The organism is Streptomyces sp. NPDC055966 (genome assembly GCF_042269865.1).
In the GTDB taxonomy this organism is placed as follows: Bacteria; Actinomycetota; Actinomycetes; order Streptomycetales; family Streptomycetaceae; genus Streptomyces.
This window is the reverse complement of record NZ_JBHJYK010000025.1, coordinates 47,785-72,487: the sequence shown is the minus strand read 5'-3', so window position 1 is coordinate 72,487 and position 24,703 is coordinate 47,785. Positions and strand designations below refer to the sequence as shown.

Sequence of the window (24,703 nt, the reverse complement as noted above, 5' to 3'; positions counted from 1 at the left end):
AGCAAGCCATGACTACGCACTCCGCGAACGACCTTCGCCCCATCCGGTCCCCGCGTGGGATCCCCTTCCTCGGCAATACGCCGCAGATCCCCGACACCAATCCGGTGGAGTACTTCGGTGAGCTGTCCAAGCAGTTCCCCGAGGGCATCTACGGCATGGACATCGCCGGCATCGAGCAGGTCTTCGTCTACGACCCGGACCTGGTAGCCGAGGTCTGCGACGAGACGCGGTTCTTCAAGCAGATCGACAAGACGCCGCTGCACCACGTCCGGGACTTCGCGGGGGCGGGCCTGTTCACGGCCCACCAGTACGAAGAGGAATGGGGCATGGCACACCGTGTCCTGCTGCCGGCGTTCAGCCAGCGGGCCATGAAGGCCTATTACGGGCAGATGCTGGAGATCGCCCAGAATCTGGCGGGCAAGTGGGAGCGCCGGGAGGGTCAGTCGGTCAACATCACCGATGACTACACCCGCCTGACGCTGGACACCATCGCCCTGTCGGGGTTCGGTTACCGGTTCCGGTCCTTCGACAAGGAGGAGCTGCACCCCTTCCTCAACGCGCTGCTGGGTGCGCTGGTGGAGTCGCTTCGGCGCTCGCAGGAGCTGCCGATGATGACCAGGCTGCGCAAGGCGGATGACCGGAAGTACCGCGACAACATCCGTCTGATGCAGGACCTGGTCGAGAGCGTGATCAAGGAGCGCCGCGAGGGCAAGGGCACCGGTGAGGAGGACCTGCTGGGCCTGATGCTGGAGGCCACGGACCCGGACACCGGCAAACTGCTGGCCGACGACAACGTCCGCGACCAAGTGCTGACGTTCCTGATCGCCGGGCACGAGACCACCAGTGGTCTGCTGGCGTTCGCCACCTACTCGCTCATGCGCAACCCGCACGTCCTGACCCAGGCGTACGCCGAGGTGGACCGCCTGCTGCCCGGCGACACCGTCCCGGACTACGACACGATCATGCAGCTGGACGTCATCCCGCGGATCCTGGAGGAGACGCTGCGCCTGTGGGCTCCGATCCCGGCGTTCGGCAAGGCCCCGCTGGAGGACACCGTGATCGGCGGCCACTACCAGCTCAAGAAGGGCACGCAGGTCATGATTCTCGAAGGCCCGCTGCACACCCATCCCAAGGCATGGGAGCGTCCGGAGGAGTTCGACATCGACCGGTGGCTGCCGGAGAACCGGGCCCAGCAGCACCCGCACGCCTACAAGCCGTTCGGCAACGGCGTTCGTGCCTGCATCGGCCGGCAGTTCGCGCTCACCGAGGCCCGCCTGGCCCTGGCGCTGGTGCTGCAGAAGTTCAAGCTCTCGGACACCAGCGACTACAAGATGGACGTGCGGGAGGCGTTGACGCGCAAGCCCGGCAACTTCGAGCTGATCGTCCGTCGCCGTCAGGAGCACGAGCGGACCGTTTTCGGTGCCGCGGACCTGCAGACCGGCGACACGCAGGCGCAGGCAGCGGTCAGCGGTGTCGGTGTGAACCTGACCGTCGCCTACGGCTCCAGCCTGGGCTCCTGCGAGGACCTGGCGCGCACCATCGCCGACCGAGGTGAGCGCTCCGGCTTCGGCACCACGCTGGTGAGCCTGGACGAGCTGGGTGACAACCTGCCCTCCGAGGGCCTGCTCGCCGTGGTGGCGGCCAGCTACAACGGCAAGGCTCCCGACAACGCCCAGCGCTTCGACGACCTGCTCGCCGCCGGGCTGCCCGAGGGCTCGCTGGCGAATGTGCGGTACGCGCTGCTGGGCGCCGGCAACACCCAGTGGGTGGCCACCTACCAGGCATTCCCCAAGCGGATCGAGGAAGGTCTGCTGGCCGCCGGCGCCACCCCGGTCGTCGAGCGCGGCATCGCGGACGCCGCCGGGGACTTCGACGGCATGGCCACGCGGTGGATGGACAACCTGTGGGCCACTCTGGCCGAGGAGTACGCCGCCGACACCTCCCAGGCGAGCGGCCCCCGCTACCAGGTCCAGCTGCTCACCGAGTCCGACGTGCGTCCCGCCATCGTCTCCGAGCAGGCGTACCCGCTCACCGTGGTGACCAACGACGAGCTCGTGGCCGACGCGACCGGCCTGTGGGACTTCCAGATCGAGCCGCCGCGCCCGTCGGCGAAGTCCATCACCTTCGAGCTGCCCGAGGGCGTCACGTACGACACCGGCAACCACCTGGCCGTCTTCGCCAAGAACGAACTCGCCCTGGTGGAGCGCGCACTGAGGCGGCTCGGCGTCGACTACGACCAGGTGCTCCGGCTCGACCAGCCGGCCGGTGGCCGCACCCACCTGCCGGTCGGCACCCCGGTCACCGCCGGCATCCTGCTCACCGAGTTCCTGGAGCTGCAGGACGTGGCCACCCGGTCCCAGATCCAGACGCTGGCCGAGCACACCGAGTGCCCGTGGACCCGGCCGCAGCTCCAGGCGTACACCGCCGACACCCAGGAAGCCGAGGAGCGCTACCAGAAGGAGGTCCTCGGCAAGCGCATCTCCGTCCTGGGCCTGCTGGAGCGCTTCCCGGCCGTCGAGCTGCCGCTGGCGGTGTTCCTGGAGATGACGGGCCCCATCCGCCCGCGCTTCTACTCCATCTCCTCCGCCCCGTCCGCCAATCCGCGCCATGTGCGCCTGACCGTCGGCCTGCTGGAAGGCCCGGCCCTGTCCGGCGACGGCCAGTACCGCGGCACCTGCTCCGCCTACATCGCCGGCCTCGAGCCCGGAGACGTCGTCTACGGCTATGTCCGCGTGCCCTCCCCAACCTTCGCCCCGCCCGCCGACCCCGCCACGCCGCTGATCCTCATCGGCCCCGGCACCGGCATCGCGCCGCTGCGCGGCTTCCTGGAGGAGCGGGCGACACAGCACGCGAACGGCACCCAGGTGGGCGCGTCGCAGGTCTTCGTCGGCTGCCGCCACCCGGAGCACGACTACTTCTACAAGCAGGAGATGCAGGACTGGGAGCAGGCCGGGATCGCGCAGATCCACACCGCCTTCTCCGCGGTGACCGGCCACCCGGCCCGGTTCGTGCAGAACGCCATCGCCAATGCCGCCGACACGGTGTGGCAGGCCATCCAGGACGGCGCGTACATCTACGTCTGCGGTGACGGCCGCCGCATGGCCCCCGCCGTCCGCGAGGCACTCGCCGCCATCCACCGCCGGGAGACCGGCAGCGACGACGAGAGCGCCCAGCAGTGGCTCGCCCAGCTCGAAGCGGACGAGCGCTACCAGCAGGACGTCTTCGCCTGACCGTCGCACGCCGTCAAGGCGCGCTGACCCCCAGCCGCCGGGAGGCGTGCGGACGTCCTGCCTCCCCCGTACGCCTCCCGGCCCCACCAGCCATCCAGACACCCCATGGCACCCATGGCCCAACCACCGGGCCGTGCCGCTCACAGAAAGCAGATCACCATGGACACCATGCTCGCCGGACGCTTCCACCTGGACAGCAAGAAGTTCGCCGTGGAAGAGGTCCCGATCCCCGTGCCGGGCCCGGGCGAGGTCCTCATCGAGGTCAAGGCCGCCGGCGTCTGCCTCTCCGACGTCCACCTGCTCGACGGCTCCCTCGTCCCGCTGTTCGCCACCTCCGACACGGTCACCGTCGGCCACGAGGTATCCGGTGTGATCCACACGCTCGGCCCCGACCTCAAGCGCGGCCTGCACGTCGGCACCCGCGTCACCCTGGAGGCCGGCAAGACCTGCGGCCAGTGCGCCGGCTGCGTGCGCCACCGCCCCTGCACCCAGATGCTCACCGCCGGCATCGACTACGACGGCGGCTGGGCCGAGTACGTGATCGCCCGCGAGGACACCCTCATCCCCATCCCCGACAGCCTCCCCTTCGACCAGGCCGCGATCATCCCCGACGCGGTCTCCACCCCCTACGCCGCCGTCGTCGCCACCGCGGGCGTCCGTGCCGCCCAGTCCGTCGGCGTCTGGGGAGTCGGCGGAGTCGGCGCGCACAACGTCCGCGTCGCCCGCCTGGTCGGCGCCGCCCCGATCATCGCCGTCGACCCGCTGCCCAGCGCCCGTGAGCGCGCCCTGGCCTTCGGCGCGGACCTCGCGCTCGACCCGGCAGCCCCCGACTTCGCCGACCAGGTCCGCGCAGCCACCGGCGGACGCGGCCTCGACTTCGCCTTCGACTGCGCCGGCGTCCCCGCCGTCCGCGACCAGGCCGCCTCCGTGCTCGGCCTGGGCGGCTCCCTGATCCTGGTGGGCATCACCCCCAGGCCACTGACCATCACCGAGGGCCTGACCTTCAACTACCTGCAGAAGCAGGTGCGCGGCCACTACGGCGGCTTCCCCGAGTCCGTCTCCGAGCTGGTGCAGCTGACCGCGGCCGGACGCCTCGACCTGGCCCCCTCCATCACCGACCACATCCCGCTCGTCGAGGCCGCCGACGCCGTCCACCGACTGGAGAGCAAGATCGGCGACCCGATCCGCCTCATCCTCGTCCCCTGACGCCCGTCAGCAGGACAACAAGCCACCCTGGGCAGGGGTGAGTGGGCGCCGGTGCGTGAGGGAGCACCGGCGCCCACGGCTTTCCGGCAACCGCGGAGAGGAAGAACCATGCAGACGACCGACACCCCGGGCCGTACCTTGCAGCGCAAGGATGCTCACTCCAACCGCCGACGCATCCTCGCGACCGCCCGGCGGAAACTGCGGGAGGACCCGGACGCGAGTCTCGACAGCATCTCTCAGGCGGCCGGCGTCGCCCGGCGCACCCTCTACGGACACTTCCCCAGCCGGCATGCGCTGATCGCCGACCTGGCGCAGGAAGCAGGCCATGAACTCCGGCAGGCGTTCGACAGAGCCCGTACCGCGGATGCCGACCCGGTCGAGGCGATGACACGGATGGTGGTGGCGGCATGGACGGTGGGCGACCACTACCGCATGCTCATCACCTTGGGACGGCGCCATCTGGGAGAGGACGAGATCCGCACCACCCTGGCACCGGCCCGCGCAGAAGCCGTCGCAACCCTACGGCGCGGTCAGCGCGAAGGCGTCTTCGCGGACCACCTTCCAGCACCCGTGCTCGCCCAAGCACTGGAGGCACTCATGCTGGCCCTCGCCGAGGAGAACGCCGCAGGCCCGTGGGCGGACCCCACTGGTGAGGCCGCGGCAACCGCGTTCCTCGTCGCTGCCGGGGTAGCACCGCAGAGGGCCGCGCTCCAGGTGCAGGAGGTCATCGGGCGAGACCGGGCAGCGGGCGACGGGTGACCTCGTGGGCGTCGTCCGCAGCGAGGCCGAGCATGCGCAGGACCATCTCGGCCAGGTCGGAGGCGGCCTCGTCGCCGTCGAGGTCCGGGCGGTCCAGCCGGAGAGCCACCAGGGACAGCAGGATGCCGCCCAGGGCGGACAGGGCGGTAGTCGCGTTGCCGCAGGTGAAACGGCCTGAGGCGATGCCGATCTCCAGGTCGCGCAGGGCACGTGGGGCGAGGCCGCGGTCGGAGTGGATGTGGGACAGGCCGCGGTCGCGCAGGATGCGCATGAGTTCCGGGTGGGAGTCGGCCATCCGGGCGGTGAGCCGGAAGCCGGCCGCGACCAGCTCGGCCGGGTCGTCGATGCTTTCCACGCGCTCGTCGATGACCTGCCCGAACTCCTCCAGGGCGTCCGTCACCGCCGCGTCGAACAGCTCCGTCTTCGACTCGAAGTGGTTGTAGAAGGACCCGAAGCCCACATCGGCGCGCTCAGCGATGGCCTGGATGCTCGCGCTCGTGTCCCCGGTTTCCGCGAGGATCTGCCGGGCCGCGCGGACGAGCGCCTGACGGGTCTCGGCACGGCGTCGCTCGAAGCGGTTCCTGGGCGGGGCTGACGTCGGCATGCGGCCCAGTGTAACCGCCGCAACGATGACACTGCCATTACTGATGAGATCCTCAATTATTTGGGCTACACCTATTGACGACGAGAAACAGCAGAGTTGATGATTTCCTCATTACGGCAGTGTTGCTTGGAGGACACCATGTCCCACATCCCCGTTAACCAGGGCGGTCCTCTGACGCCCCACCAAGACCTCCACAGTGAGCAGGGCGCCCTACGCGGTGAACACCCCGGACGAGCCCGGAATCCGGTGATCAAAGTGGCGGACCTGGCCTGGCTGGAGTTCGAGAAGCCGGACCTGGACCGGGCCGAGGTGTTCGCCCGTGACTTCGGCTTCGCGATCGCCGCCCGCACCGATCACGAGCTGTGGCTGCGCGGCACGTTCGCGGGCTCTCCCTGCATGGTCATCCGGCGCGGCCGCGCCTCCCGCTTCCTCGGACCGGCGTTCCGCGCGGCCGAGCGGGCCGATGTGGACCGGCTCGCCGCCGCCGTCGGACACACCGTCCGGGACATCGACGTCCCCGGCGGCGGCCGGTCGGTCGCCCTGTTCGATCCCTCGGGACTCCCGGTGCGGGTGGTGCACTGCGCCGAACCGCTGCCCGCGCTGCCCGGGCAGCAGCCGCTGATCCTCAACACCGGCATCGAAGGCCGCCGTACGAACACCACCCAGCACCCGCCCCGCGAACCGTCCCGTATCCAGCGCCTCGGCCATGTGGTGCTGGAGACGCGGACGTTCACCCGCACGCTGGACTGGTACCTGGACACCCTTGGCATGATCGTGTCCGACTTCCTGTTCCTGGACGGGCAGCGCCGGCGCGGGCCGACCATGGCGTTCATCCGCTGCGACCAGGGCAGCCTGCCCGTGGACCACCACACCCTCGCCCTGCACCTCGGGCCGGGCACCGGCTACGTCCACTCCGCCTACCAGGTCACCGACCTCGACGCGATCGCCGCCGGCGGGGAATACCTGGCCGAACGCGGCTACCAGCGCAGCTGGGGGATCGGCCGGCACATCCAGGGCAGCCAGCTCTTCGACTACTGGCGCGACCCCGACCGCTTCATGCTGGAGCACTTCGCCGACGGCGACCTGTTCTCCTGCGACCTCGAACCCGGATGGGCGCCGATGTCGGCGAGCGGCCTCGCGCAGTGGGGGCCGCCCATCACCCGCGACTTCCTGGGCGCCAGCCCCTCCCCCGCCAAGCTCCGCGAGGTCATGACGGCCCTGCGTGACGACAACGAACTCGACACCGCACGCCTGCTGGGCCTGATGAAAGCGATGAGCTCATGAGCACCAACGTGCTGCGCACCCCCGACGGCTGGTGGGCCGTCCGAAACGAGCGCGCCGTCCGCATCGAGACCAAGGCGGTCACCACCGCCGAACTGCTCGCCGACCGGGCCGCCGTCCGGGAGGCCGCCGCCTCCGGCGAGAGCGGCACGCCTGTCGCCGACCTGGTGGCACTGCCTCCGGTCACCACCCCCTGCCGGGTGGTCGCTCAGATGGTCAACTACCGCAGCCACGCCAAGGACTCGGGCTTTACGGGCGACATACCGCCCACCTTCTTCCGCAAGGCGTCCGGCTCGGTCAGCGGCCCGCACGACACGATCGTCCGCCCGGCACATGTGAACTTCCTCGACTACGAAGTCGAACTCGGCCTCGTCATGGGCGCGACGCTCCCGGTGGGCACAGTTGTGGAGGAGCAGGACCTTGCTTCGTACGTCGCCGGGCTCGTCCTCACCAACGACGTCAGCGCCCGCGACGTCCAGCTGACCAAGACCCAGTTCTACGAGAGCAAGTCCTACCCGACCTTCACGCCGACGGGTCCGTACCTGGCCCTGCTGGAGCCCGAGGACTTCGACCGTCTGATCGACCTGCGACTGCGGCTGTCGGTGAACGGTGTAACGCGTCAGGACCGCACCCTGGCCGACATGATCGTGCGGCCTGCGCAGGCGCTCACCCTGCTCGCCCGCTTCCAGACCCTCGACCCGGGCGACCTGCTGCTGACCGGTACGCCCGGCGGCACCGCCCTGAAGGCCCCGCCCAAGCCGGTCGAGAAGATCGCCGCGCTGCTGCCGCCCGCGCTGAAGTGGAAGGCGTTCTTCAACGGCCAGGACAAGAACCCCCGGTATCTGCGCGACGGTGACCTCGTGACCGCCTCGATCGCCACCCCCGACGGGCGGATCGACCTGGGCGAGCAGCGGACCGCTGTGGCGGACGCGACGTGAGCGCCGCATCCCGGAGACCGGTAGTGATCATCGGCGCGGGGCCCGTCGGAGTCACGGCCGCGCTCCTGCTCGCCCGGCACGGAGTGCCCAGCCTGCTCCTCGAACGCCACCGGGACATTTACCCCCTGCCGCGCGCCGTCGTCGTGGACGACGAGGTTCGCCGGATCCTGCAGAGCCTCGGCGTCCACGAGGAGTTCGCCACCCTCGCCAGGCCGGCGCCCGGGTTGCGGCTGCTGGACGCCCGGCGCCGCGTGATCGCCGAGTTCCCACGGTCGCTGCACGGCCACCACGGCTTCCCGCAGACCAGCATGTTCGACCAGCCAGAGCTGGAACGGCTGCTGCGCGACGCCCTGGCCCGTCGCCCCGAGTGCGAGCTGCGGGGCGGGGTGGAGGTCGTGTCCGTCAGCCAGGACACCGGCGGAACGGCTCCGGTCCGGGTCACCTTCCGCCGCGACGGCAGCGATGAGGACGAGCACGTGTGGGCCGACGCCGTCCTCGGCTGCGACGGCGCGGGCAGCATCACCCGCGACGCCATCGGCGCCGTGTGGGAGGACCTGCATTTCGAGGAGAGCTGGCGGGTCATCGACGTGCGCACCAGCCTCCCGGTACGCACCTGGGAAGGCGCCGAGCAGATCTGCTGCCCCACCCGCCCGGCCACCTTCATGCGAGTCGGCGAAGACCGCTACCGCTGGGAGTTCCGACTGGCCGAGGGTGAGACCTTGGACGGCCCGGTAGAGCTGGAACAGCTGCACGAGCTGGTCGCCCCCTGGGTCGACCTGCCGTCCGCTGCCCACGGGGGCGACGACTTCGAGGTGATCCGGCAGGCGCGGTACACCTTCCGGGCCCGCCTCGCCAACCGGTGGCGCCGTGGACGCGTCTTCCTGCTGGGCGACGCGGCCCACCTCACCCCGCCCTTCATCGGACAAGGCCTGTGCACGGGCCTGCGCGACGCCCGCAACCTCACCTGGAAACTCGCCCGCGTCCTTCAGCAGGGCGCAGACGACCGACTGCTGGACACCTACCAGCAGGAGCGCAAGCCGCACGCCCGCCACATGATCCGTGTCGCGGTCGCCGTCGGCTGGGCCATGACCGGGGGGCAGGACCGCGGTGCGGCCATCCGCCGGGCCGTGGTGGGCGCGGCCTGCCGCATCCCCGGTGTGACCGCGGCGGTGAGCCGCGACCTCAGTCCCGCCCTGAGCGCCGGTCCACTCGTCCGGCGCCGCGCCAGGCTGACCGGGCGCGCGCTGGCCGGCACCTTCTGCCCGCAACCCTGGGTGCTGTGGGACGGCGGGCGAGAGCGCCTCGACGACATCCTCGGGGACTCCTTCGCCGTGCTGACCGCCCTGCCGCCCACGGCACGGATGACGGGCGTGGCCACGGCCCTGGGCGCATCCGTGATCCATGTCGGCGACCTGGACGACGACGGCACGCTGGCCGCCTGGCTGTCACGCGGCCGGGCGGACGCCGTCCTACTGCGCCCCGACCGCGTCGTGATGGACACCGTCCCCACCGGCACCGGCGACTTCACCGACGCCGCCGCCTGGGCTCCCCTGCTGCACACGGCCCGCCGCCCCGCCGAAGCCCGGCCCGCACCCTGACGAGGAACACCACACCATGACCACCCCGCACTCCACGCCCTGTCCGGAGCCCTTCCTGCCGCCCAACCCCCAAGCGGCCGCCGGCAGCCGCATCGCGGACTTTGCCCGCTGGACCGCCCGGCGCCAGGGCGCCGACAGCATCCAGGACCCCGCCGACTACCAGGCCCTGCACCACTGGTCCGTCACCGACCTGGAAGACTTCTGGGCCGCGGTGTGGGAGTACTTCGACATCGACGCCACCACTCCGTACGAGCGGGTGCTGGCCCAGGAGACCATGCCCGGCGCCCGCTGGTTCCCCGGCGCCACCCTGAACTACGCCCACCACGCACTGCGAAACCTGCACCCCGACGCACCCGCGATCACCGCACTGGACGAGACCGGAGCCGCCCACGAGATCACGGGCCGACAGCTGCGCGCCCAGGTCGCCTCCGTCGCCGCCACCCTGCGCGACCTCGGCGTCGGACCGGGCGACCGGGTGGTCGGGTACCTGCCCAACACCCCCCACGCCGTCATCGCCTTCCTCGCCACCGCCAGCCTGGGCGCGGTGTGGTCGGTGTGCGGCCAGGACTACGCGCCCAAGGCCGCCAGCGACCGCTTTGCCCAGCTCGAACCCACGGTGCTCATCACGGCGGACGGCTACCTCTTCAACGGCACCCGCCACGACCGCCGCGCCGCCTCCCGCGACCTGGCCGACACCCTGCCCACCCTCAAGGCCACGGTTCTGGTGAACCACCTGGGCCTTGTGTGGCCCCAGACCCGGGCCGCCGGACTCACGGTTCCCTGGGAGGACGCGGCGACCCGCAGCGAGCACCTCACCACCACCCCGGTGCCCTTCGACCACCCGCTGTGGATCGTCTTCTCCTCCGGCACCACCGGCCTGCCCAAAGGCATCGTCCACGGCCACGGAGGCGTCCTGCTGGAGCACCTCAAGACCCTCGGCCTGCACAGCGACCTGGGCGTCGGAGACCGATTGCTGTGGTACACCACCACCCACTGGATGATGTGGAACCTGGTCGTCTCCACCCTGCTCACCGGCGCCACCACCTGCACCTACGACGGCAGCCCCGCGCCGGTGGCGCACCCGGACGTCCTCTGGGAGCTGGCGGCCCGCCACAAGGTCACCGTCTTCGGCACCAGCCCCCAGTACCTGCTGGCCATGGCCAAGCTCGGCATCGAACCCTCCGCGCACGACCTGTCGGCCGTCCGCGCCATCGGCAGCACCGGCTCCACCCTGCCCGCATCCGCCTACCCCTGGGTCCGCGACCACGTCGGCGCAGGCATCCAGCTGGCCTCCACCAGTGGCGGCACCGACGTCGTCTCCGGCTTCGCCGGCAGCGCCCCCACTACTCCGGTGTGGGCGGGTGAACTGTCGGCCCCCAACCTCGGCGTGGCACTCGCGGCGTACGACCACACGGGACGGCCGGTCGTCGACCAGGTCGGCGAACTGGTCATCACCCGCCCGATGCCCTCCATGCCGCTGTACTTCTGGAACGACCCCGACGGCAGCCGCTACCGCGACGCCTACTTCAGCGCCCACCCGGGCGTGTGGCGGCACGGCGACTGGATCACCCTCACCTCCCACGGCTCGGTGATCGTCCACGGCCGCTCCGACGCCACCCTCAACCGCAACGGCGTACGGCTGGGCAGCGCCGACATCCACGACATCGTCGAACGCCTCCCCGAGATCACCGAGGCCCTCGTCATCGGTGCGGAAGAACCCGACGGCGGCTACTGGATGCCGCTCTTCGTGGTCCTCGCCGACAGGGTCGGTCTGGACGAGTCCCTGTGCGAGAAGATCCGCGACGCGATCCGCACCGGCGCCTCACCCCGCCATGTCCCCGACGAGATCCTCGCCGTACCGGCCATCCCGCACACCAAGACCGGCAAGAAACTTGAGGTCCCGGTCAAACGCCTCCTCCAGGGCGCCCCCGCCGAGCAGGTCCTCAACCCCTCCGCGGTCGACAACCCCGACCTGATCGCCTACTTCGCCGCCCTGGGAGCCGAACGCCGTCAGGTCCGCCATCCGCACACCCCCGAGGGCGTCTCGTGATCCTCTCCGCATCGCTGACCTGTCTCATCGCGTTGATCTTCGCCCTGCTGGAAGCGGCCAAGATCCTGGCCTGGGTCCGATTCCCGGGCTGGCTGTCCACGCCGGCTTCACGACCGTGGCCTACCGGGTCATCGGCGGCCTGGAGCCGGCGGGCGCCATCGGCGTGGCCCTCGGCCGGGTCGTACCGCTGTACGGCGGCCTGGCCGGTTTCGGGCTGCTGATGCTGCTCGCCGGTGCCGTGATCACGCATGTACGCAAGGGCAACGGGCTGCCCAAGCTCGCCCCCGCGGTGGCGTGCGCGGCCCTGGTCGCCTGGTACCTCGTGCTCCTTGCCGACCTGTGGCCCGTTTCGGCCGCCACTCGTCCTGTTAGCGAGCCCACGGCGGGGCTGGCAGACTGAATCTGTGGTTCCGCTGATGGTCGCGGCGGATCAGATTGCGTCCTCGTCGCTTACAGGCGCCAGTGTCGTCTCGACCTGCGCACTGGTCTTCACCGTCGCGTCGTTCTGGTGGCTCAACGCCAGGCAGGGACGCCTGAGGGCGTGGGAGCCTCATTCCTTCGCGGCAATTGTCCACGGTTCCATGGCTCGACTGCGACTCCCGCTCGTCCTGCACAACACCGGCCCCAAGCCCATAGTCGTCCAAGACCTGATACTGACCTTCCCTGATGAGCCCGCCTCACATCTGCCGCTCCTGTGGGTGTCCTCTCCGTCCCGTCTCCAGCCGGGGCCGGACGAGGAAGCGAAGCTGCCGGCCGGATTCGTGGTGGGCGGCAGAGAAGCGCAACAGCTCTTCCTCGAGTTCGAGGCACCGTTTTCCGGATTCGCCCCGGAGGCCCGTGACTACAAGGCACAGATACAAATGAGGGTCGGCCACCGCAAGGGGTGGCGACCCCTGCTGACGTTCACCTTGAGGGCTGCCAACATCATCGATCCCGATCGGTACACCGTCTACAACAACGCGCCCATCGAACTGACGAAGGAAGACCAGAAGAGGGCAGATGCTGCACTCCTGGAGCTGCTGGACGGGGAGGGAGACGCATCCGCTCCGGGCGAGAGGAAGCGGCGGGACTCTTCGAGTGACGATGGCAACACGGGTACGGATCGCTAGCGACCTCGTGCATGGTCGGCCGCGGCACGTCGAGGCATGCGGAGCCGGGGGTGTGTTCACGCTTGACTGGCGCGGGAGAGGGTGGCGGTCTGCTGGTGTGAGAGCAGTCCGGCGGCGGCTTGGACGATGTCGCTCATGTGCTCGCGGCGGCCGTGGTGGCGGGCGAGAGCCTTCCGGTTCTTCAGGTGGGCGATGCCGTCCGGGCATCGTTGGCGGCCTGCGGCAGCATCCGGTCGCAGACCGGGTCGCCGGAGGAGCGGCCGGTGTTGCGGTGGGAGATCCGGGTGGCCGGTTCCTGGAAGGCGACGTAGGCCACCGTGCGCAGCGGAGAGTGCCGGCTGTCGGAGACGAAGCCGCCGCACATGTGGGCCATGCGCGCCCGCTCCAGCGCCATCGGGTCCACCGCGCGGGAGGCGAGCATAGTCGCGCAGCACCATCGAGTGGCGGGCTTCCTCGGCCGTCCACTGGTGCACCCAGGTGCCCCACGCCCCGTCCCGGCCGAACAGGGTGGCGATCTCGTGGTGATAGCTGGGCAGGTTGTCCTCCGTCAGCAGACGGACCACGAGCGACACCCGGCCCACCCCGGTCAGCGGGGACTCCTCCTCCGACCACGGCCGCGCACCCAGCGGGCCGTCGAAGTCCTGCGCACGGCTCCAGGGCACGTACTCGCGCGGCATCCACGCCCTGAAGACCCGGAACGGGACGGAGGGATGGTGGCCGCGAAGAAACCGGCCTCTCGCCGCGGGGACGGAACCTATGGTTCCGTAAGTTAGGTGACCGTGCGGTGGTTCCGCTGGGGCCGTTCGGTCCTACTGGCGTGTACGGGGCGCGTGGTTGGCGCATACCGGGTGCCCCGACCCCGCTTCCGGTCTGGGGGACCGGGAGCCCGCAGTGGGAGGGCGCACCCGGCTGCGGCACCAGACAACCACCAGGTGGAGCGGGCTCGGCAGGGCCGAACGGCCCTGCCTGCTGGGGCCGGACGGCGACGGGGCGGCGGTGCGACACTGGCGTGCCTTCCGGCTGCGTCCTCCACCCAGCCGCTGTCGCGTCGGCCGGTCCGCCCGGCCTCCCGTGCCCGCCGCGCGCCATCGCCCGGCGTGCGCGCGACCGCTGGGTAAGGCGCGTTTCGGTCTGTCCGACAGGAGCCGTACTCATGATTCGACAGGGAACGTCCGCCCTGCCTCGTCCGCGGTACCCGCGTCGCCTCGCCGCGCACGCCGGCGGTGTCTGTTGCCTGGCGGTGGTCGCCGCGGTGGTGTCCTTCATCCGAGGCGGGTGGGTAGGGATCGTCTGGGTCCTGCCGGCCGGGCTCGCCTCCAACATGGCCTGGTACTACGCGCGCCGAGGCGGGGGCACGGCCGGGAACGGAACGGGCACCCGGGCCTGGGGCGGCCTCCGCCGGGCCGGTGTCGGACGCGGGGCCGCGACCGTCGGTTGTGCGAGCGGCGGCACGTGCGTCAGCTGCGTGGAGACAGCACTCAAGGAGACCCGTTGACGACCTCCGGGGGCAGGACCGCGACGCGTGGGATACGGCAAGGGGAATTCCAGCTCGTGAACACCATGGGAGGCGACGCGTACGACGAGTATCACGCGCTCCTCGCACGGCAGGACGCGATGCGGCTGCGTCAGCAACTGCGGTCCCCGGCGCGGCAGCCGTCCGTGGCTTCCGCCGGACCGCGGGAGGCCGGGCGTGCCTACGACGGGAGTGCCGACCGGCGGACGATCACCCGGCACCTGCCCCTGGTGACCCCCTTCAGCGACCTCATCGCGCACCTCTACGAGGCGATGTTCGAGCGGCACCCGTATCTGCGCGGGCTGTTCCCCGACTCGATGGAGTTCCAGCAAGCCCATCTGGAACGGGCCTTCTGGTACCTGATCGAACACCTGGACCGGCCCGACGAGGTGGCCGCCTTCTGTGCCCGGCTGGGCCGTGATCACCGCAAGCTGGGAGTGCGGCCCGTGCACTACGAGGTGTTCGAGGCGGCGCTCGCCGAAGCGCTGCACCGCAGCGCGGGCGAACGGTGGACCGAGGAACTGGAGCGGGCGTGGCTGCGCATGCTGCGGTTCGCCGTCGAGGCCATGGTGGGCGCAGCGGACGAAGCCCTGGCCGAGCCGCCGTACTGGAACGGGACGGTGACGGACCACCAGCTGCGCCGTCCGGATCTCGCGGTCCTCCGCGTTCGCACCGCCGAGCCGTTTCCCCACCGGGCCGGGCAGTACGCGCACCTCCAGTCCCCGCTGCTGCCGCACACCTGGCGGCCGTACTCCCTCGCCTGCGCTCCCCGCCCGGACGGGGAACTGGAGTTCCACATCCGCCGTACCGGACCGGGCGGGGTGAGCGAGGCGCTGGTGGCGCACACCCGCGTCGGCGACCCGCTGCGCCTGGGACCCGCGCAGGGGTCCATGACACTGGACGACCGCCTCACGCGGGACGTGCTGATCGTGGCGGGCGGTACCGGATGGGCCACCGCCAAAGCACTGCTGGACGAGCTGGCCGTACGCCGCCCGCACGGCCGCCGCACGCACCTGTTCCTCGGCGCGCGCACGCTTCAGGACCTGTACGACACGGCAGCCCTGGCCGAGTTGGAGAAGTGTCTGCCGTGGCTGCGTGTGGTCCCGGTGATCGGCGAGGGCCCCGGAACGGCCGCCGAGGACGGCTCGGTGGCCGACGCGGTGGCCCGGCACGGCGACTGGTCCGGCCACCTCGCCTACGTGAGCGGCCCGCCCTCCATGGTCACCGCCACGGTGCGACGGCTGACCGCCATGAACCTGCCCGCCGACCGAATCCGTCACGACCCCGTCGGCGGCACGGTACCTCTCCCCTCTCATCCTGCGGCCACCGATCAGTGACCGACGCGCCCGCGCCCCCGTCCGTCCACGTCTCGACCGCGAGGATCTGTCGCGTTGGTCGCCTCCGCTGACCGTTCACCTCCGCTCGACGGCCAGATCGAGGAAGTGGGCGGAGCAGGAGATACACGGGTCGTGGTTGCGGATGGCCTTCTCGCACAGGGTGGTCAGCTCGGCATCGGTGGGCTCGTCGACGGCCAGGCGGTCGGTGACCAGGCGGCGCAGGTCCTCTTCGATCGCACCCTGGTTCTGTGCCGTCGGCGGGACGAGGTGGGCATCCGTGACGGTGCCGTCGGCATCGAGGGTGTAGCGGTGGTAGAGCAGACCGCGCGGCGCTTCCGTCGCGCCGTGGCCGGTGGCGGCCCTGGGCGGGACATCCACGTACGGCCGGGGCGGCGGGGTGTAGGCCTCGATGAGGCGCAGCGCCTCGTCAACGGCGTAGAGCACTTCGACGGCCCGGACGATGATGCTGCGGAAGGGGTTGCGGCACACCACACCGTCGCGGGGGTCGCCGAGCCCGGCGTCCTGGGCGGCCTGTCGTGCGATCGGGGACAGCCACTGTCCGCTGATCGCGTAGCGGGCCAGTGAGCCGGTCAGATGGCGGCGCCCGTCCAGCTGTGAGTGCAGCGCGGTGGAGTGCGGCACCTGGGTCTCCACGACATGGTCGCTGAACTCCTCGACAGGGAAGGTGCGGGTGGCCAGGCCGCGGTCGGAGTCGGCCGGCAGCCCCGCGGTGCTCGGGGCCGGCATCACGGTGGGGGTGCCGGATTCGATGGCGTAGGTACCGGGTTCGGCCAGGGCGAACAGGTCGTTGTCGCATCCGGCGTCGGGGAAGTCGAACCCGGCGACCCAGCGCACCGTCTCGGCGGCGTCGTCCCGAGCCCGGCGCAGTTGTTCGGCCAGCGGCCGCAGTTCGGATGCCGCCGGGACGCGGTGGAAGCCGCCGACACGGATGTTGACCGGGTGGATGGCGCGGCCGCCGAGAAGTTCCATGACGGCGTTTCCCGCCTGTTTGAGGCGGAGACCGCGTTCGACGTCCGCTCGCCGGGTGCGGGCGAGTTCGATGAAGCTGCCGACGCCGAGGAAGTCGGGGGCATGCAGCAGGTAGACGTGCAGGGTCTGGCTTTCGATCCACTCCCCGCAGTACAGAAGCCTGCGCAGCACCGCGAGCTGTCCGTCCACGACGGTGCCGCAGGCGTCCTCGATGGCCCGGCAGGCGCTCATCTGGTAGGCGACCGGGCAGATTCCGCACACCCGTGAGGTGATGTCGGGCGGCTCGGTGTGGGAGCGGCCGCGCAAGAACGCCTCGAAGAAGCGCGGAGGCTCGTAGATCGTGAGGCTCGCCCGGTCGACCTCGTTGCCGTGCACGCTCAGTCGCAGTGCTCCCTCGCCTTCGACGCGGGTGAGGGAGCCGACGCGGAGTACCCTGGATGCGCGGTGGGTCACCCTTCCTCCTCCCTTCGTGAGGCCTCGTCGAATTCGGGGGCTGCGGTGTTGAAGGTGCGCAGCACCCGCACCACGTCCAGGGTGTCCATCCCGTCCCTGCGCAGCAGGGGGACGAAGGCGGGGAAGTTGGTGGAGTCGGAAGGGCCGAAACAGCCGTAGCAGCCGCGCCCGTACGCCGGGCACAGCGCGCCGCATCCGGCATGGGTGACCGGGCCGAGGCAGGGTGTGCCACGCGCCACCGTCACGCACACGGTGCCGCGCGTCTTGCACTCGAAGCACACACTGTGCCGGGGCACGTCGGGAGTGCGTCCGGCGAGGTAGGCGGTGATGACCTCGATCAACTGGCCGCGGTCGATCGGGCAGCCGCGCAGTTCGAAGTCGACCGGGACGTGCGCGCTGATCGGGGTGGAGGTGGCGAGCGTGTCGACGTAGTCGGGCCTGGCGTAGACCGCGGCCTGGAACTCGGCGACGTCGGCATAGTTGCGCAGCGCCTGCACACCTCCGGCCGTCGCGCACGCCCCGATGGTCACCAGACGTCGGGAGGCGGCGCGGACGTGCCGGATCCGCGCCACGTCCTGCTGGGTGGTGACCGATCCCTCTACCAACGACAGATCGTACGGGCCGGGTTCGGACGTGCTGGACCCCTCCAGGAAGTACGCGATCTCCACCTGCTCGGCGATGCCGAGCAGCTCGTCCTCACAGTCCAGCAGGGTGAGCTGGCAGCCGTCGCACGAAGCGAACTTCCATACGGCGAGCCTCGGCCGTCCGTTGCGCCGGCCGACAGGGGACGTCATGTCACAGCTCCCTCACCGCGAGCAGGGACTGGGCAAGGCTCCAGGGAACGACAGGGCCATCGCGGCAGAGCAGGAGGGGCCCGAGCTGGCAGTGGCCGCAGTGCCCGGTCCCGCAGTGCATGGTGCGTTCCAAGGAGACGCGGATCCGTTCCGGCGCGAGGCCGCGGTCGAGCAGGTCGCGGGCCGTGTGCCGGATCATCGCCTCCGGGCCGCAGACGAACGCGGCCGCCGCGTCGGGATCGAAGGCCGCACGCTCCAGCAGCGCGGTGACGACGCCGACATCGCCGTTCCACGCCCGGTCGGGCCGGTCCACCGTTGCCAGGACCCGGGCACCGGCCTCCCGCCAGGCGCTCACCTCACGCGCGTAGAGCAGGTCGCCCGGTGTCCTCGCACCGACGAGGAGACTGAGGTTCTTGAACCGCGCGGGCTCGTCCAGCGCGGCCAGGACGAGGGGGCGCAGTGGTGCCAGGCCGATGCCGCCGGCGACGATCAGCACGTCGCGCCCGGCGGCAGAGTACAGGTCCCAGCCGGTGCCGAACGGACCGCGCACCCCCACCACGGCTCCGGGCCGCACCTCGTACAGGGCGGCGGAGACCGCACCGACCGCCCGGATGGTGTGGGTGAGGCGATGCCCGTCGATGCCGCACACCGACACCGGGATGTCGCCGACGCCGAACGCGTACACCATGGCGAACTGCCCGGGCACGAACGGCGGCAGCGCCGGGCCCGTCGGCTCCAGCGCGATCGTCGCCGTGTCCGGCGTGTCGGCCGTGCGTCGCATCACGCGGTACGGCACGGGAGGCCCTGCCGCACAAGGAGCCACCGTCGCGACGGTCATCCCCTCCCGCCCCCCTCCGCCTCCGCTGCGGGGCCCGGCCGCGCGTAGACATCGAGCAACCGGATGCGGCAGGCTCGCAGGCGCCGGCCGATCGCCACGGATGCCACGCATCGGGTGATCGCCAGGCCGAACACAGAATCCTCCTCGATCGCGGCGCGCACCTGCCGTGCCTCGAACTCGTACGCTTCGACCTCACCCCGGGCGGTCGCACCCAGGTGCCAGCGGTACGGCTCGAACAGCCACGACCAGCCGAGCAGTTCGCCCTCTCCCAGGGTCTCCACCACGGCCGGATCGCGGCCGGGAACCTGGGCATCGAGGGCGACCGTGCCAGAGCGCAGGATCCAGAACCGCTCCACCACCCCGTCCTCGTCGAAGATTCGCGCACCGGCAGGGAAGGACGTCCCACACGCCATGGACAGCAGGCGCTCACGGTGAGGCGGTGACAACTCACCGAGAAAGCCATGCCCGACCGTCGTCATCGCTCCTCCCGTTGCGACGCGGCTTCGCGCTCACCGTTGAGCGCGTGCGCTTCCTCGGTGATGTCGATGCCGACCGGGCACCACACGATGCACCGGCCACAGCCGACACATCCCGAGCTGCCGAACTGGTCGTACCAGGTACCGAGCTTGTGGGTGGCCCACTGCCGGTAGCGACTCCGGGAACTGGCCCGCACCGGGCCGCCGGGCAGGTGCGTGAACTCCAGGTCGAAACAGGACTCCCAGCGTCGCCACCGCTCCGCGTGATCGCCCGTCAGGTCGGTGATGTCCTCGGCGGTGGTGCAAAAGCACGTCGGGCACACCATCGTGCAGTTCCCGCACGTCAGACAACGCCCCGCCACCTCGTCCCAACGCTCGGCCGACAAGGTCTCGCGCATCAGCACCCGCAGGTCGACCTCGGGCATGGTCCGGCCCATGCGGCCCGCCGCAGCCTCGACGCTCTCTCGTGCCGTGGTCCAGGTTGTGGCATCCGCAGGACGGTGCGGAACGTCGGCCAGGACCGACTCCCCCGCCTCGCTCCCAGCCCGCACGAGGAAACGGTGCCCGTGCTCGTCCACCACCTCGGTCAGCGCCAGATCGTACCCCTCACCGACAGCCGGCCCCGCGCCCATGGAAACGCAGAAGCAGGTCGCACCCGGCTCGGTGCACTCCGCCGCCACCACGAAGGCTCTCTCCCGTCGCCCTCGGTAGGCACGGTCGGTGTAGGGGCCGCCTGCGAGCACACGGTCCTGCACGGCGATGGCCCGCAGATCACACGGGCGCACGCCGACGAACGCATACGACGGCGGCGTGACGGCGTCCTCTGCCACCACCCACTGGCCGTCGGGCGTGCGGTCGGCGGTCCATTGCCGCTCCCGCGGCGGGTGCAAGAACCGCTTCCATCCCTGCGGGCCCGCGCTGTGCGCGAACGCGGCACCGTCCGCACGCGGCCGCAACCGGTAATGGCCGGCCTCCAGCTCGACACCCCAGCCGTAGGGCAGGTCGTCGCCCCGGGAGATCTCGGCCAGCACGATGGCCCCGTCGCGCGCGGTCGGGCCGATCACGGTGCGGCCACGCCCGGCGAGCACACCGATCAGCGCATCCAGGCCGTCCTTGCCGATCACCGCCGTGGTGCCGCCACCATCCGCTGTCTCACGCCTCACGTCCCCACTATGAGCGCGCGACCCGCCTCGGGTCTGGCCGACAGGGCTGCCATGGCCCAGGGAGGCCTCGTCGATACCTCGTCCGGCCCAACTGCGGACGAAGTCGAGCGGGAAGGGGTGTCGGCATGGACGCCCCTGCCGACCCTCCTCGGATCGCCGTCATCGGAATCGGCAACGAATTCCGGCACGACGACGGTGTCGGCCTGGCGGTCTTGGGGGTCCTGGCCGAGCGGACCGGACAGGACCTCCTTCCGGCCGGGACCGCGCTCCTGGTGTGCGACGGCGAGCCCGCGCGGCTGATCTCGCTGTGGGAGAACGCCCGCCTGGCCGTCGTGATCGATTGCGCGCGCGCCGAGCCCGCCCGTCCCGGCCGCGTCCATCGCCTCGAACTCGACGGCGACCGGCTGCTCCGGCAGAGCGGGGCCACCAGTTCGCACCGTCTCGGCCTCGGTGACGCCGTCGAGCTCGCCCGCCTGCTGGACCGGCTGCCGGACCGGCTTGTCGTCTACGCGGTCGAGGGCGCCGACTCCAGCCTGGGCACGGGCCTGTCCGCACGGGTCGCCGCCAGGGTCGGACCGCTCGCCGACCGCATCGCCGACGAGATTCACCGATACGCCCGTACCACCGCGACGCGCGGCGACGTATAGGTTTCGGTCACCACCGAAGTCCGGCCTCTCGGACGGGCGGCCTCCTTGTCAGACTGCGGAACATGGCGTGGGCCGGTTCGTCGAGCAGGACGGTCTGCGGGTGACGTATGAGGAGCACGGGCACGTCCATCCCGATCTCGTCGAAGAGGGGCCCGCGACATGCGACAGGCTTGTGGGAAACGACCCCAAGCCGTCGGGACCGGCCGCACACCTCTGCGACCAAGCCGCGACAGAGCCACCGGGCGCGCCGGGGGGGCCGGTCGGCCCCTGCCAGCGGTACGGATGGCACACCCCCTGCCACGGGTCGCCCGGTCACCATGAAGCTCAGAGCGTCAGGGAGGTGGGTCCCGTGGCGAATCTCGGGAACCAGGTGAGACCACCACATTCACAAAGGAAGGCTGAAGGCGTCATGGTCCAGACATCATGGACGACCACCGGCGTGTTCACCGGGCAGGGGGGCGTGCGTACCGACGAGGCCGGAACCGTGACCGGGGACTTGACCGTGCACACGACGTGGGACGGCAAGCAGGCCGTTGTCCAGGTCCAGTACAGCGGCACCTCCCTGTGGTTCACGCTGACCGGCAGCCCGGTCCCCTGCCCCTCTCGACAGGGCAGCCGTGACCTGCACCAAGCCGTGGTGGAAGCGGTACGGGCCGGCGGCGGCACCACCGTTCCGCAGCACGACGAGCTGTGGGCACGGCCTCTGAGCACCGGGCCGGAGAACCGGCGTTGATCCACATCCCTGAACCACGGCCAGTTCAGCCCTCGCGCCGACGAGAGCACGGGCCAGGGCCCTGTCGGCTCGTTCCCTGCTGACCTCCCGCATTCCGCAGGAACGCAGTTCCTGTTCGGTGAGGGCAAGTTGGCCGGGAGCCCGGGCCGGCCCACAGGCGGAACGGCGACTCGGGGTGGTCATCGAGGGAGAGGACCTTGACCCTGGCGCGTTGCAGCGCGTTCAGCAGAGGCAGGCGTCCGTGCGCGGTGAACACAGTCCGACCCTGCGTGCCGGGCGCGTCCGCGCCGCCGACAGCGGGGCGTGCCAAGATACCGCCGCATCCCGACACGTTCGGGTCGGCGTGCCGCGGTCTTTCCCACTCCAGGATCCGCCTGTCTCACGGGCTGTGCCGAACGGCCCTTCCGTGTGAAGCCCCACGGAGGCAGGAACGGGCCGCACGCCGACGAATTCGGAAGTGGTCCGGGATGACGGGCTCAGCGAAATGAGGATGGAGGTGCGGAGCGCATGGCGTTGCTCGCCCTGCCACGCCGTGCCCCGCCGCGGCAAGGAGGCCGCTGATGTACTTCGTTGATCACCGAGATACGGCCGACACTTGGCAGCCCGACTGAAGCACATCAAAGGTTCCGACGTCGTTGTGCTGGGGCTGCTCCGCGGAGGGGACCCGGTCGCCGCACGGGCCGCCCAGGCCCTCGGCGCATCGCTGGATGTCTCGACCTGCATGCCGGCGTCCCGCCGCACGGACAGCCGGGTCCATGGCCGATCACCCAGACCCACGGTCCGAAGGAACCCTCCCGTCGGCCCACAGCGAGACGGCGTGCGCACCTGTCAGTCGACCCCTGTTCGCCGGCGGACGGTGGCCGCGAGCCTGGGCGGGCTGTGGCCGGGCGGCCCCATCAGGGCCATTCGGCCCCTGCCGCCCAGGAGCGACCGGGTTGAGGCTGGCAGACGGGGGTTCATGCCGGCCGAAGGGCGTGGGATCGGTGATCACACGAGTGCGGATGCCGCACCGGCACCTGACGCCGCCCGCCAGGCCCGGGCCACCGCGCGAGCCGCCCAGTCCTCCGTCCCGGCAGCCTCAGCCGTTTGGCGGACGGTGGATGGTGTGGTGGATCCTGATGACGCTCGTCACAGTCCTGCTGCTCTCGCGCGCCCGCTCCGGGCCTCACACGACATCACTGACCTACAGCGACTTCGTCGGCAAGGTCGGCGCCAGCCAGGTACAGACGGTCGACATCAACGACAAAGGCACGGTCAGCGGCACCCTGAAGGACGGCACGAAGTTCACCACCCAGATCCCCACCGCGCTGGGCACCGGGGCCCAGCTCCAACAGCAGCTGACCTCGCACCACGTGCAGATCAAAGCCAGCCAGAGCAGCGGCGGCGGCTCGGCGTGGCCGTCCGTGCTGTTCTCGTTCCTGCCGTTCCTGCTGCTGATCGGCTTCTTCGTGTGGATGGGACGCCGGGCCGCAGGGTCGGTGACCGGCGGGCTCAGCGCCATCGGACGTTCCCGCGCGAAGATCATCGAGGCGGAGCGGCCCACCACCGGCTTCCACGACATCGCCGGCTACGACGGGGTCAAGCAGGAGATCAGCGAGGTCGTCGACTTCCTTCGCAACCCCGCCCGCTACACCGCCGCAGGTGCCAAGGGGCCCCGTGGCGTGATCATGGTCGGACCGCCCGGCACCGGCAAGACACTCTTCGCGCGAGCGGTCGCCGGTGAGGCGGACGTGCCGTTCCTGTCGGTCACCGGCTCCGCGTTCGTGGAGATGTTCGTCGGAGTCGGCGCCTCCCGGGTACGCGACCTGTTCGACCAGGCCCGCAAACGCGGCCCCTCGATCATCTTCATCGACGAGATCGACGCGCTCGGGTCACGTCGCGCCGGCGGGGCCCGGCTGGGGGCCAACGACGAACGCGAACAGACCCTCAACCAGCTGCTGTCCGAGATGGACGGCTTCGACCAGTCCAGCGGCATCGTCGTCCTCGCCGCCACCAACCGTCCCGACGCCCTCGACCCGGCCCTGCTGCGCCCCGGCCGTTTCGACCGGCAGGTCACCGTGCCGCTGCCCAACCAGTCCGAGCGGGCTGCGATCCTCGCCGTCCACGCCCGTGACAAGTTCCTGGCTCCGGATGTAGACCTGGATGCCGTCGCGCGTGCCACGCCCGGGTTCTCCGGCGCCGATCTCGCCAACCTCGTCAACGAGGGCGCCATCAACGCCGTACGGGAGGACCGCACCCGGATCGAACCGCATGACCTGGATGCCGCCCGCGACCGCGTGCTGCTCGGACGCCGGGAGTCCTCCAACGCGCTGCTGCCCGAGGAACGCCGCTCGGTGGCTGTCCACGAATCGGGGCACGCGCTGGTCGCGGCATTGTGCGAGCATGCCGACCCGGTGGCGAAGGTCACCATCCTGCCGGCCGGCGTCACCCTCGGCGTCACCGAACAACTCCCCGAAGCCGAACGCCACTTGTACAGCGAGAGTTACCTGACCGACCTGCTGACCGTGCGCCTGGGCGGGCGCGCGGCCGAACTCGTGGTCTTCGGCGAGGGCTCGACAGGAGCCGCCAACGACCTGGCCGGAGCCACCCAGATCGCCACCCGCATGGTCCGCGAGTTCGGCCTCTCCCCCGAACTCGGCCCCATCGGCTACGCCTCCACCCACCCACACTTCCTCGGTGAGACCACCGACGAGCCCGGCCGCCCGGCGTACTCGGAGCAGACCCAGCGCATCGTCGACGAAGAGGTCGCCCGCCTGCTGCGCCAGGCCGAACATCGCGCGATCACGCTGCTCCGCGGTCACCGGCCCGCCCTGGAACGCCTGGCCGGACGACTGGTCGCCCACGAGACCGTCGACGGCTCCGTCGTCCTCGACGTCCTGCGCCAAGAACGCCCTCCGGCCGACGGAAGAGACGACGACCACGCCGTCGACGCATCATCGTCCCCCGGACATCCGCGGCCGGGAGTTCACACGCCGCCTCGTTGA

20 protein-coding genes and 1 pseudogene are annotated in these 24,703 nt (G+C 70.8%); 14 read left to right on the top strand and 7 right to left on the bottom strand.

Annotated elements, in window-relative coordinates:
* The first annotated feature begins 8 nt into the window (after positions 1 to 8).
* From ACFC8N_RS39320 to ACFC8N_RS39310, 3 genes are all read left to right on the top strand, one after another.
* Positions 9 to 3,230: a bifunctional cytochrome P450/NADPH--P450 reductase gene (locus tag ACFC8N_RS39320; protein WP_376293930.1), complete on the top strand. Its 3,222-nt coding sequence runs from the start codon at positions 9 to 11 to the stop codon at positions 3,228 to 3,230.
* Positions 3,231 to 3,389: 159 nt separating this feature from the next.
* Positions 3,390 to 4,436, top strand: coding sequence for a zinc-binding dehydrogenase (locus ACFC8N_RS39315; protein WP_362821016.1), 1,047 nt, complete (start codon positions 3,390 to 3,392; stop codon positions 4,434 to 4,436).
* A 108-nt stretch (positions 4,437 to 4,544) separates the two neighbouring features.
* Positions 4,545 to 5,195 (top strand): TetR/AcrR family transcriptional regulator, encoded by a 651-nt coding sequence (locus ACFC8N_RS39310; protein WP_376293927.1) that lies wholly within the window; start codon positions 4,545 to 4,547, stop codon positions 5,193 to 5,195.
* On the opposite strand, the gene ACFC8N_RS39305 is transcribed toward ACFC8N_RS39310, so the two are convergent.
* On the bottom strand, positions 5,161 to 5,799 hold the full coding sequence (locus tag ACFC8N_RS39305; RefSeq protein WP_376293924.1) for a TetR/AcrR family transcriptional regulator: 639 nt from the start codon (positions 5,797 to 5,799) through the stop codon (positions 5,161 to 5,163). The two genes, ACFC8N_RS39310 and ACFC8N_RS39305, sit on opposite strands and share 35 nt — an antisense overlap.
* A gap of 138 nt (positions 5,800 to 5,937) precedes the next feature.
* On the opposite strand from ACFC8N_RS39305, the gene ACFC8N_RS39300 reads away from it, so the two are divergent.
* The 6 genes from ACFC8N_RS39300 (at position 5,938) to ACFC8N_RS39275 (ending at position 12,775) form a co-directional block, all read left to right on the top strand.
* Positions 5,938 to 7,083 (top strand): VOC family protein, encoded by a 1,146-nt coding sequence (locus tag ACFC8N_RS39300; RefSeq protein WP_376293922.1) that lies wholly within the window; start codon positions 5,938 to 5,940, stop codon positions 7,081 to 7,083.
* Entirely contained in the window at positions 7,080 to 8,018 is a 939-nt protein-coding gene (locus ACFC8N_RS39295; protein WP_376293920.1) for a fumarylacetoacetate hydrolase family protein, read from the top strand. Before ACFC8N_RS39300 ends, ACFC8N_RS39295 begins: the two co-directional genes overlap by 4 nt.
* On the top strand, positions 8,015 to 9,616 hold the full coding sequence (locus ACFC8N_RS39290) for a bifunctional 3-(3-hydroxy-phenyl)propionate/3-hydroxycinnamic acid hydroxylase (RefSeq protein WP_376293918.1): 1,602 nt from the start codon (positions 8,015 to 8,017) through the stop codon (positions 9,614 to 9,616). Before ACFC8N_RS39295 ends, ACFC8N_RS39290 begins: the two co-directional genes overlap by 4 nt.
* Positions 9,617 to 9,632: 16 nt before the next feature.
* Positions 9,633 to 11,666 (top strand): acetoacetate--CoA ligase, encoded by a 2,034-nt coding sequence (locus ACFC8N_RS39285; protein WP_376293916.1) that lies wholly within the window; start codon positions 9,633 to 9,635, stop codon positions 11,664 to 11,666.
* Between the two features lie 115 nt (positions 11,667 to 11,781).
* Positions 11,782 to 12,066: a DoxX family protein gene (locus ACFC8N_RS39280; protein ID WP_376293914.1), complete on the top strand. Its 285-nt coding sequence runs from the start codon at positions 11,782 to 11,784 to the stop codon at positions 12,064 to 12,066.
* A gap of 4 nt (positions 12,067 to 12,070) precedes the next feature.
* The gene (locus ACFC8N_RS39275) at positions 12,071 to 12,775 is read left to right on the top strand and encodes a hypothetical protein (RefSeq protein WP_362821007.1); all 705 of its coding nucleotides are present in this window, start codon (positions 12,071 to 12,073) and stop codon (positions 12,773 to 12,775) included.
* A 205-nt stretch (positions 12,776 to 12,980) separates the two neighbouring features.
* Here ACFC8N_RS39275 and ACFC8N_RS39270 read toward each other — a convergent pair.
* Positions 12,981 to 13,452 (bottom strand): annotated as a pseudogene (locus ACFC8N_RS39270) (acyl-ACP desaturase); the annotation flags it as partial.
* 476 nt (positions 13,453 to 13,928) lie between these two features.
* Here ACFC8N_RS39270 and ACFC8N_RS39265 point away from each other — a divergent pair.
* Positions 13,929 to 14,270, top strand: a complete 342-nt coding sequence (locus ACFC8N_RS39265) for a hypothetical protein (protein WP_376293912.1) — start codon at positions 13,929 to 13,931, stop codon at positions 14,268 to 14,270.
* A 65-nt stretch (positions 14,271 to 14,335) separates the two neighbouring features.
* Positions 14,336 to 15,625, top strand: a complete 1,290-nt coding sequence (locus ACFC8N_RS39260; protein WP_376294026.1) for a globin domain-containing protein — start codon at positions 14,336 to 14,338, stop codon at positions 15,623 to 15,625.
* 75 nt (positions 15,626 to 15,700) lie between these two features.
* Here ACFC8N_RS39260 and ACFC8N_RS39255 read toward each other — a convergent pair whose 3' ends face one another.
* From ACFC8N_RS39255 to ACFC8N_RS39235, 5 genes are read right to left on the bottom strand one after another with little or no spacing between them, the layout of a single operon-like run.
* Positions 15,701 to 17,068: a Ni/Fe hydrogenase subunit alpha gene (locus tag ACFC8N_RS39255; RefSeq protein ID WP_376293910.1), complete on the bottom strand. Its 1,368-nt coding sequence runs from the start codon at positions 17,066 to 17,068 to the stop codon at positions 15,701 to 15,703.
* Complete coding sequence (locus tag ACFC8N_RS39250; protein ID WP_376293907.1) at positions 17,065 to 17,862, bottom strand: oxidoreductase; 798 nt, start codon at positions 17,860 to 17,862, stop codon at positions 17,065 to 17,067. The genes ACFC8N_RS39255 and ACFC8N_RS39250 overlap by 4 nt, the downstream gene beginning before the upstream one ends.
* Position 17,863: 1 nt before the next feature.
* The gene (locus ACFC8N_RS39245; protein ID WP_376293905.1) at positions 17,864 to 18,643 is read right to left on the bottom strand and encodes an FAD/NAD(P)-binding protein; all 780 of its coding nucleotides are present in this window, start codon (positions 18,641 to 18,643) and stop codon (positions 17,864 to 17,866) included.
* Positions 18,644 to 18,696: 53 nt separating this feature from the next.
* Entirely contained in the window at positions 18,697 to 19,179 is a 483-nt protein-coding gene (locus ACFC8N_RS39240; RefSeq protein WP_376293903.1) for a cyclic nucleotide-binding domain-containing protein, read from the bottom strand.
* Positions 19,176 to 20,297, bottom strand: a complete 1,122-nt coding sequence (locus tag ACFC8N_RS39235) for a 4Fe-4S dicluster domain-containing protein (protein ID WP_376294023.1) — start codon at positions 20,295 to 20,297, stop codon at positions 19,176 to 19,178. Before ACFC8N_RS39235 ends, ACFC8N_RS39240 begins: the two co-directional genes overlap by 4 nt.
* A gap of 167 nt (positions 20,298 to 20,464) precedes the next feature.
* Between ACFC8N_RS39235 and ACFC8N_RS39230 the strand changes: the two genes are divergently transcribed.
* From ACFC8N_RS39230 to ftsH, 3 genes are all read left to right on the top strand, one after another.
* Positions 20,465 to 20,986 (top strand): hydrogenase maturation protease, encoded by a 522-nt coding sequence (locus tag ACFC8N_RS39230; RefSeq protein WP_376293901.1) that lies wholly within the window; start codon positions 20,465 to 20,467, stop codon positions 20,984 to 20,986.
* Between the two features lie 409 nt (positions 20,987 to 21,395).
* Positions 21,396 to 21,719: a hypothetical protein gene (locus ACFC8N_RS39225; protein ID WP_356028783.1), complete on the top strand. Its 324-nt coding sequence runs from the start codon at positions 21,396 to 21,398 to the stop codon at positions 21,717 to 21,719.
* Between the two features lie 1,001 nt (positions 21,720 to 22,720).
* Positions 22,721 to 24,703: an ATP-dependent zinc metalloprotease FtsH gene (gene ftsH / locus ACFC8N_RS39220; protein WP_356028865.1), complete on the top strand. Its 1,983-nt coding sequence runs from the start codon at positions 22,721 to 22,723 to the stop codon at positions 24,701 to 24,703.

What these genes read in the sequence shown, in the direction of transcription:
- ACFC8N_RS39245 (WP_376293905.1), bottom strand. Translation starts at nt 18,643, where the DNA reads ATGCGACGCACGGCCGACACGCCGGACACGGCGACGATCGCGCTGGAG.
- ACFC8N_RS39305 (WP_376293924.1), bottom strand. Translation starts at nt 5,799, where the DNA reads ATGCCGACGTCAGCCCCGCCCAGGAACCGCTTCGAGCGACGCCGTGCC.
- ACFC8N_RS39260 (WP_376294026.1), top strand. Translation starts at nt 14,336, where the DNA reads ATGGGAGGCGACGCGTACGACGAGTATCACGCGCTCCTCGCACGGCAG.
- ACFC8N_RS39310 (WP_376293927.1), top strand. Translation starts at nt 4,545, where the DNA reads ATGCAGACGACCGACACCCCGGGCCGTACCTTGCAGCGCAAGGATGCT.
- ACFC8N_RS39250 (WP_376293907.1), bottom strand. Translation starts at nt 17,862, where the DNA reads ATGACGTCCCCTGTCGGCCGGCGCAACGGACGGCCGAGGCTCGCCGTA.
- ACFC8N_RS39225 (WP_356028783.1), top strand. Translation starts at nt 21,396, where the DNA reads ATGGTCCAGACATCATGGACGACCACCGGCGTGTTCACCGGGCAGGGG.
- ACFC8N_RS39315 (WP_362821016.1), top strand. Translation starts at nt 3,390, where the DNA reads ATGGACACCATGCTCGCCGGACGCTTCCACCTGGACAGCAAGAAGTTC.
- ACFC8N_RS39230 (WP_376293901.1), top strand. Translation starts at nt 20,465, where the DNA reads ATGGACGCCCCTGCCGACCCTCCTCGGATCGCCGTCATCGGAATCGGC.
- ACFC8N_RS39265 (WP_376293912.1), top strand. Translation starts at nt 13,929, where the DNA reads ATGATTCGACAGGGAACGTCCGCCCTGCCTCGTCCGCGGTACCCGCGT.
- ftsH (WP_356028865.1), top strand. Translation starts at nt 22,721, where the DNA reads ATGCCGCACCGGCACCTGACGCCGCCCGCCAGGCCCGGGCCACCGCGC.
- ACFC8N_RS39285 (WP_376293916.1), top strand. Translation starts at nt 9,633, where the DNA reads ATGACCACCCCGCACTCCACGCCCTGTCCGGAGCCCTTCCTGCCGCCC.
- ACFC8N_RS39320 (WP_376293930.1), top strand. Translation starts at nt 9, where the DNA reads ATGACTACGCACTCCGCGAACGACCTTCGCCCCATCCGGTCCCCGCGT.
- ACFC8N_RS39300 (WP_376293922.1), top strand. Translation starts at nt 5,938, where the DNA reads ATGTCCCACATCCCCGTTAACCAGGGCGGTCCTCTGACGCCCCACCAA.
- ACFC8N_RS39240 (WP_376293903.1), bottom strand. Translation starts at nt 19,179, where the DNA reads ATGACGACGGTCGGGCATGGCTTTCTCGGTGAGTTGTCACCGCCTCAC.
- ACFC8N_RS39295 (WP_376293920.1), top strand. Translation starts at nt 7,080, where the DNA reads ATGAGCACCAACGTGCTGCGCACCCCCGACGGCTGGTGGGCCGTCCGA.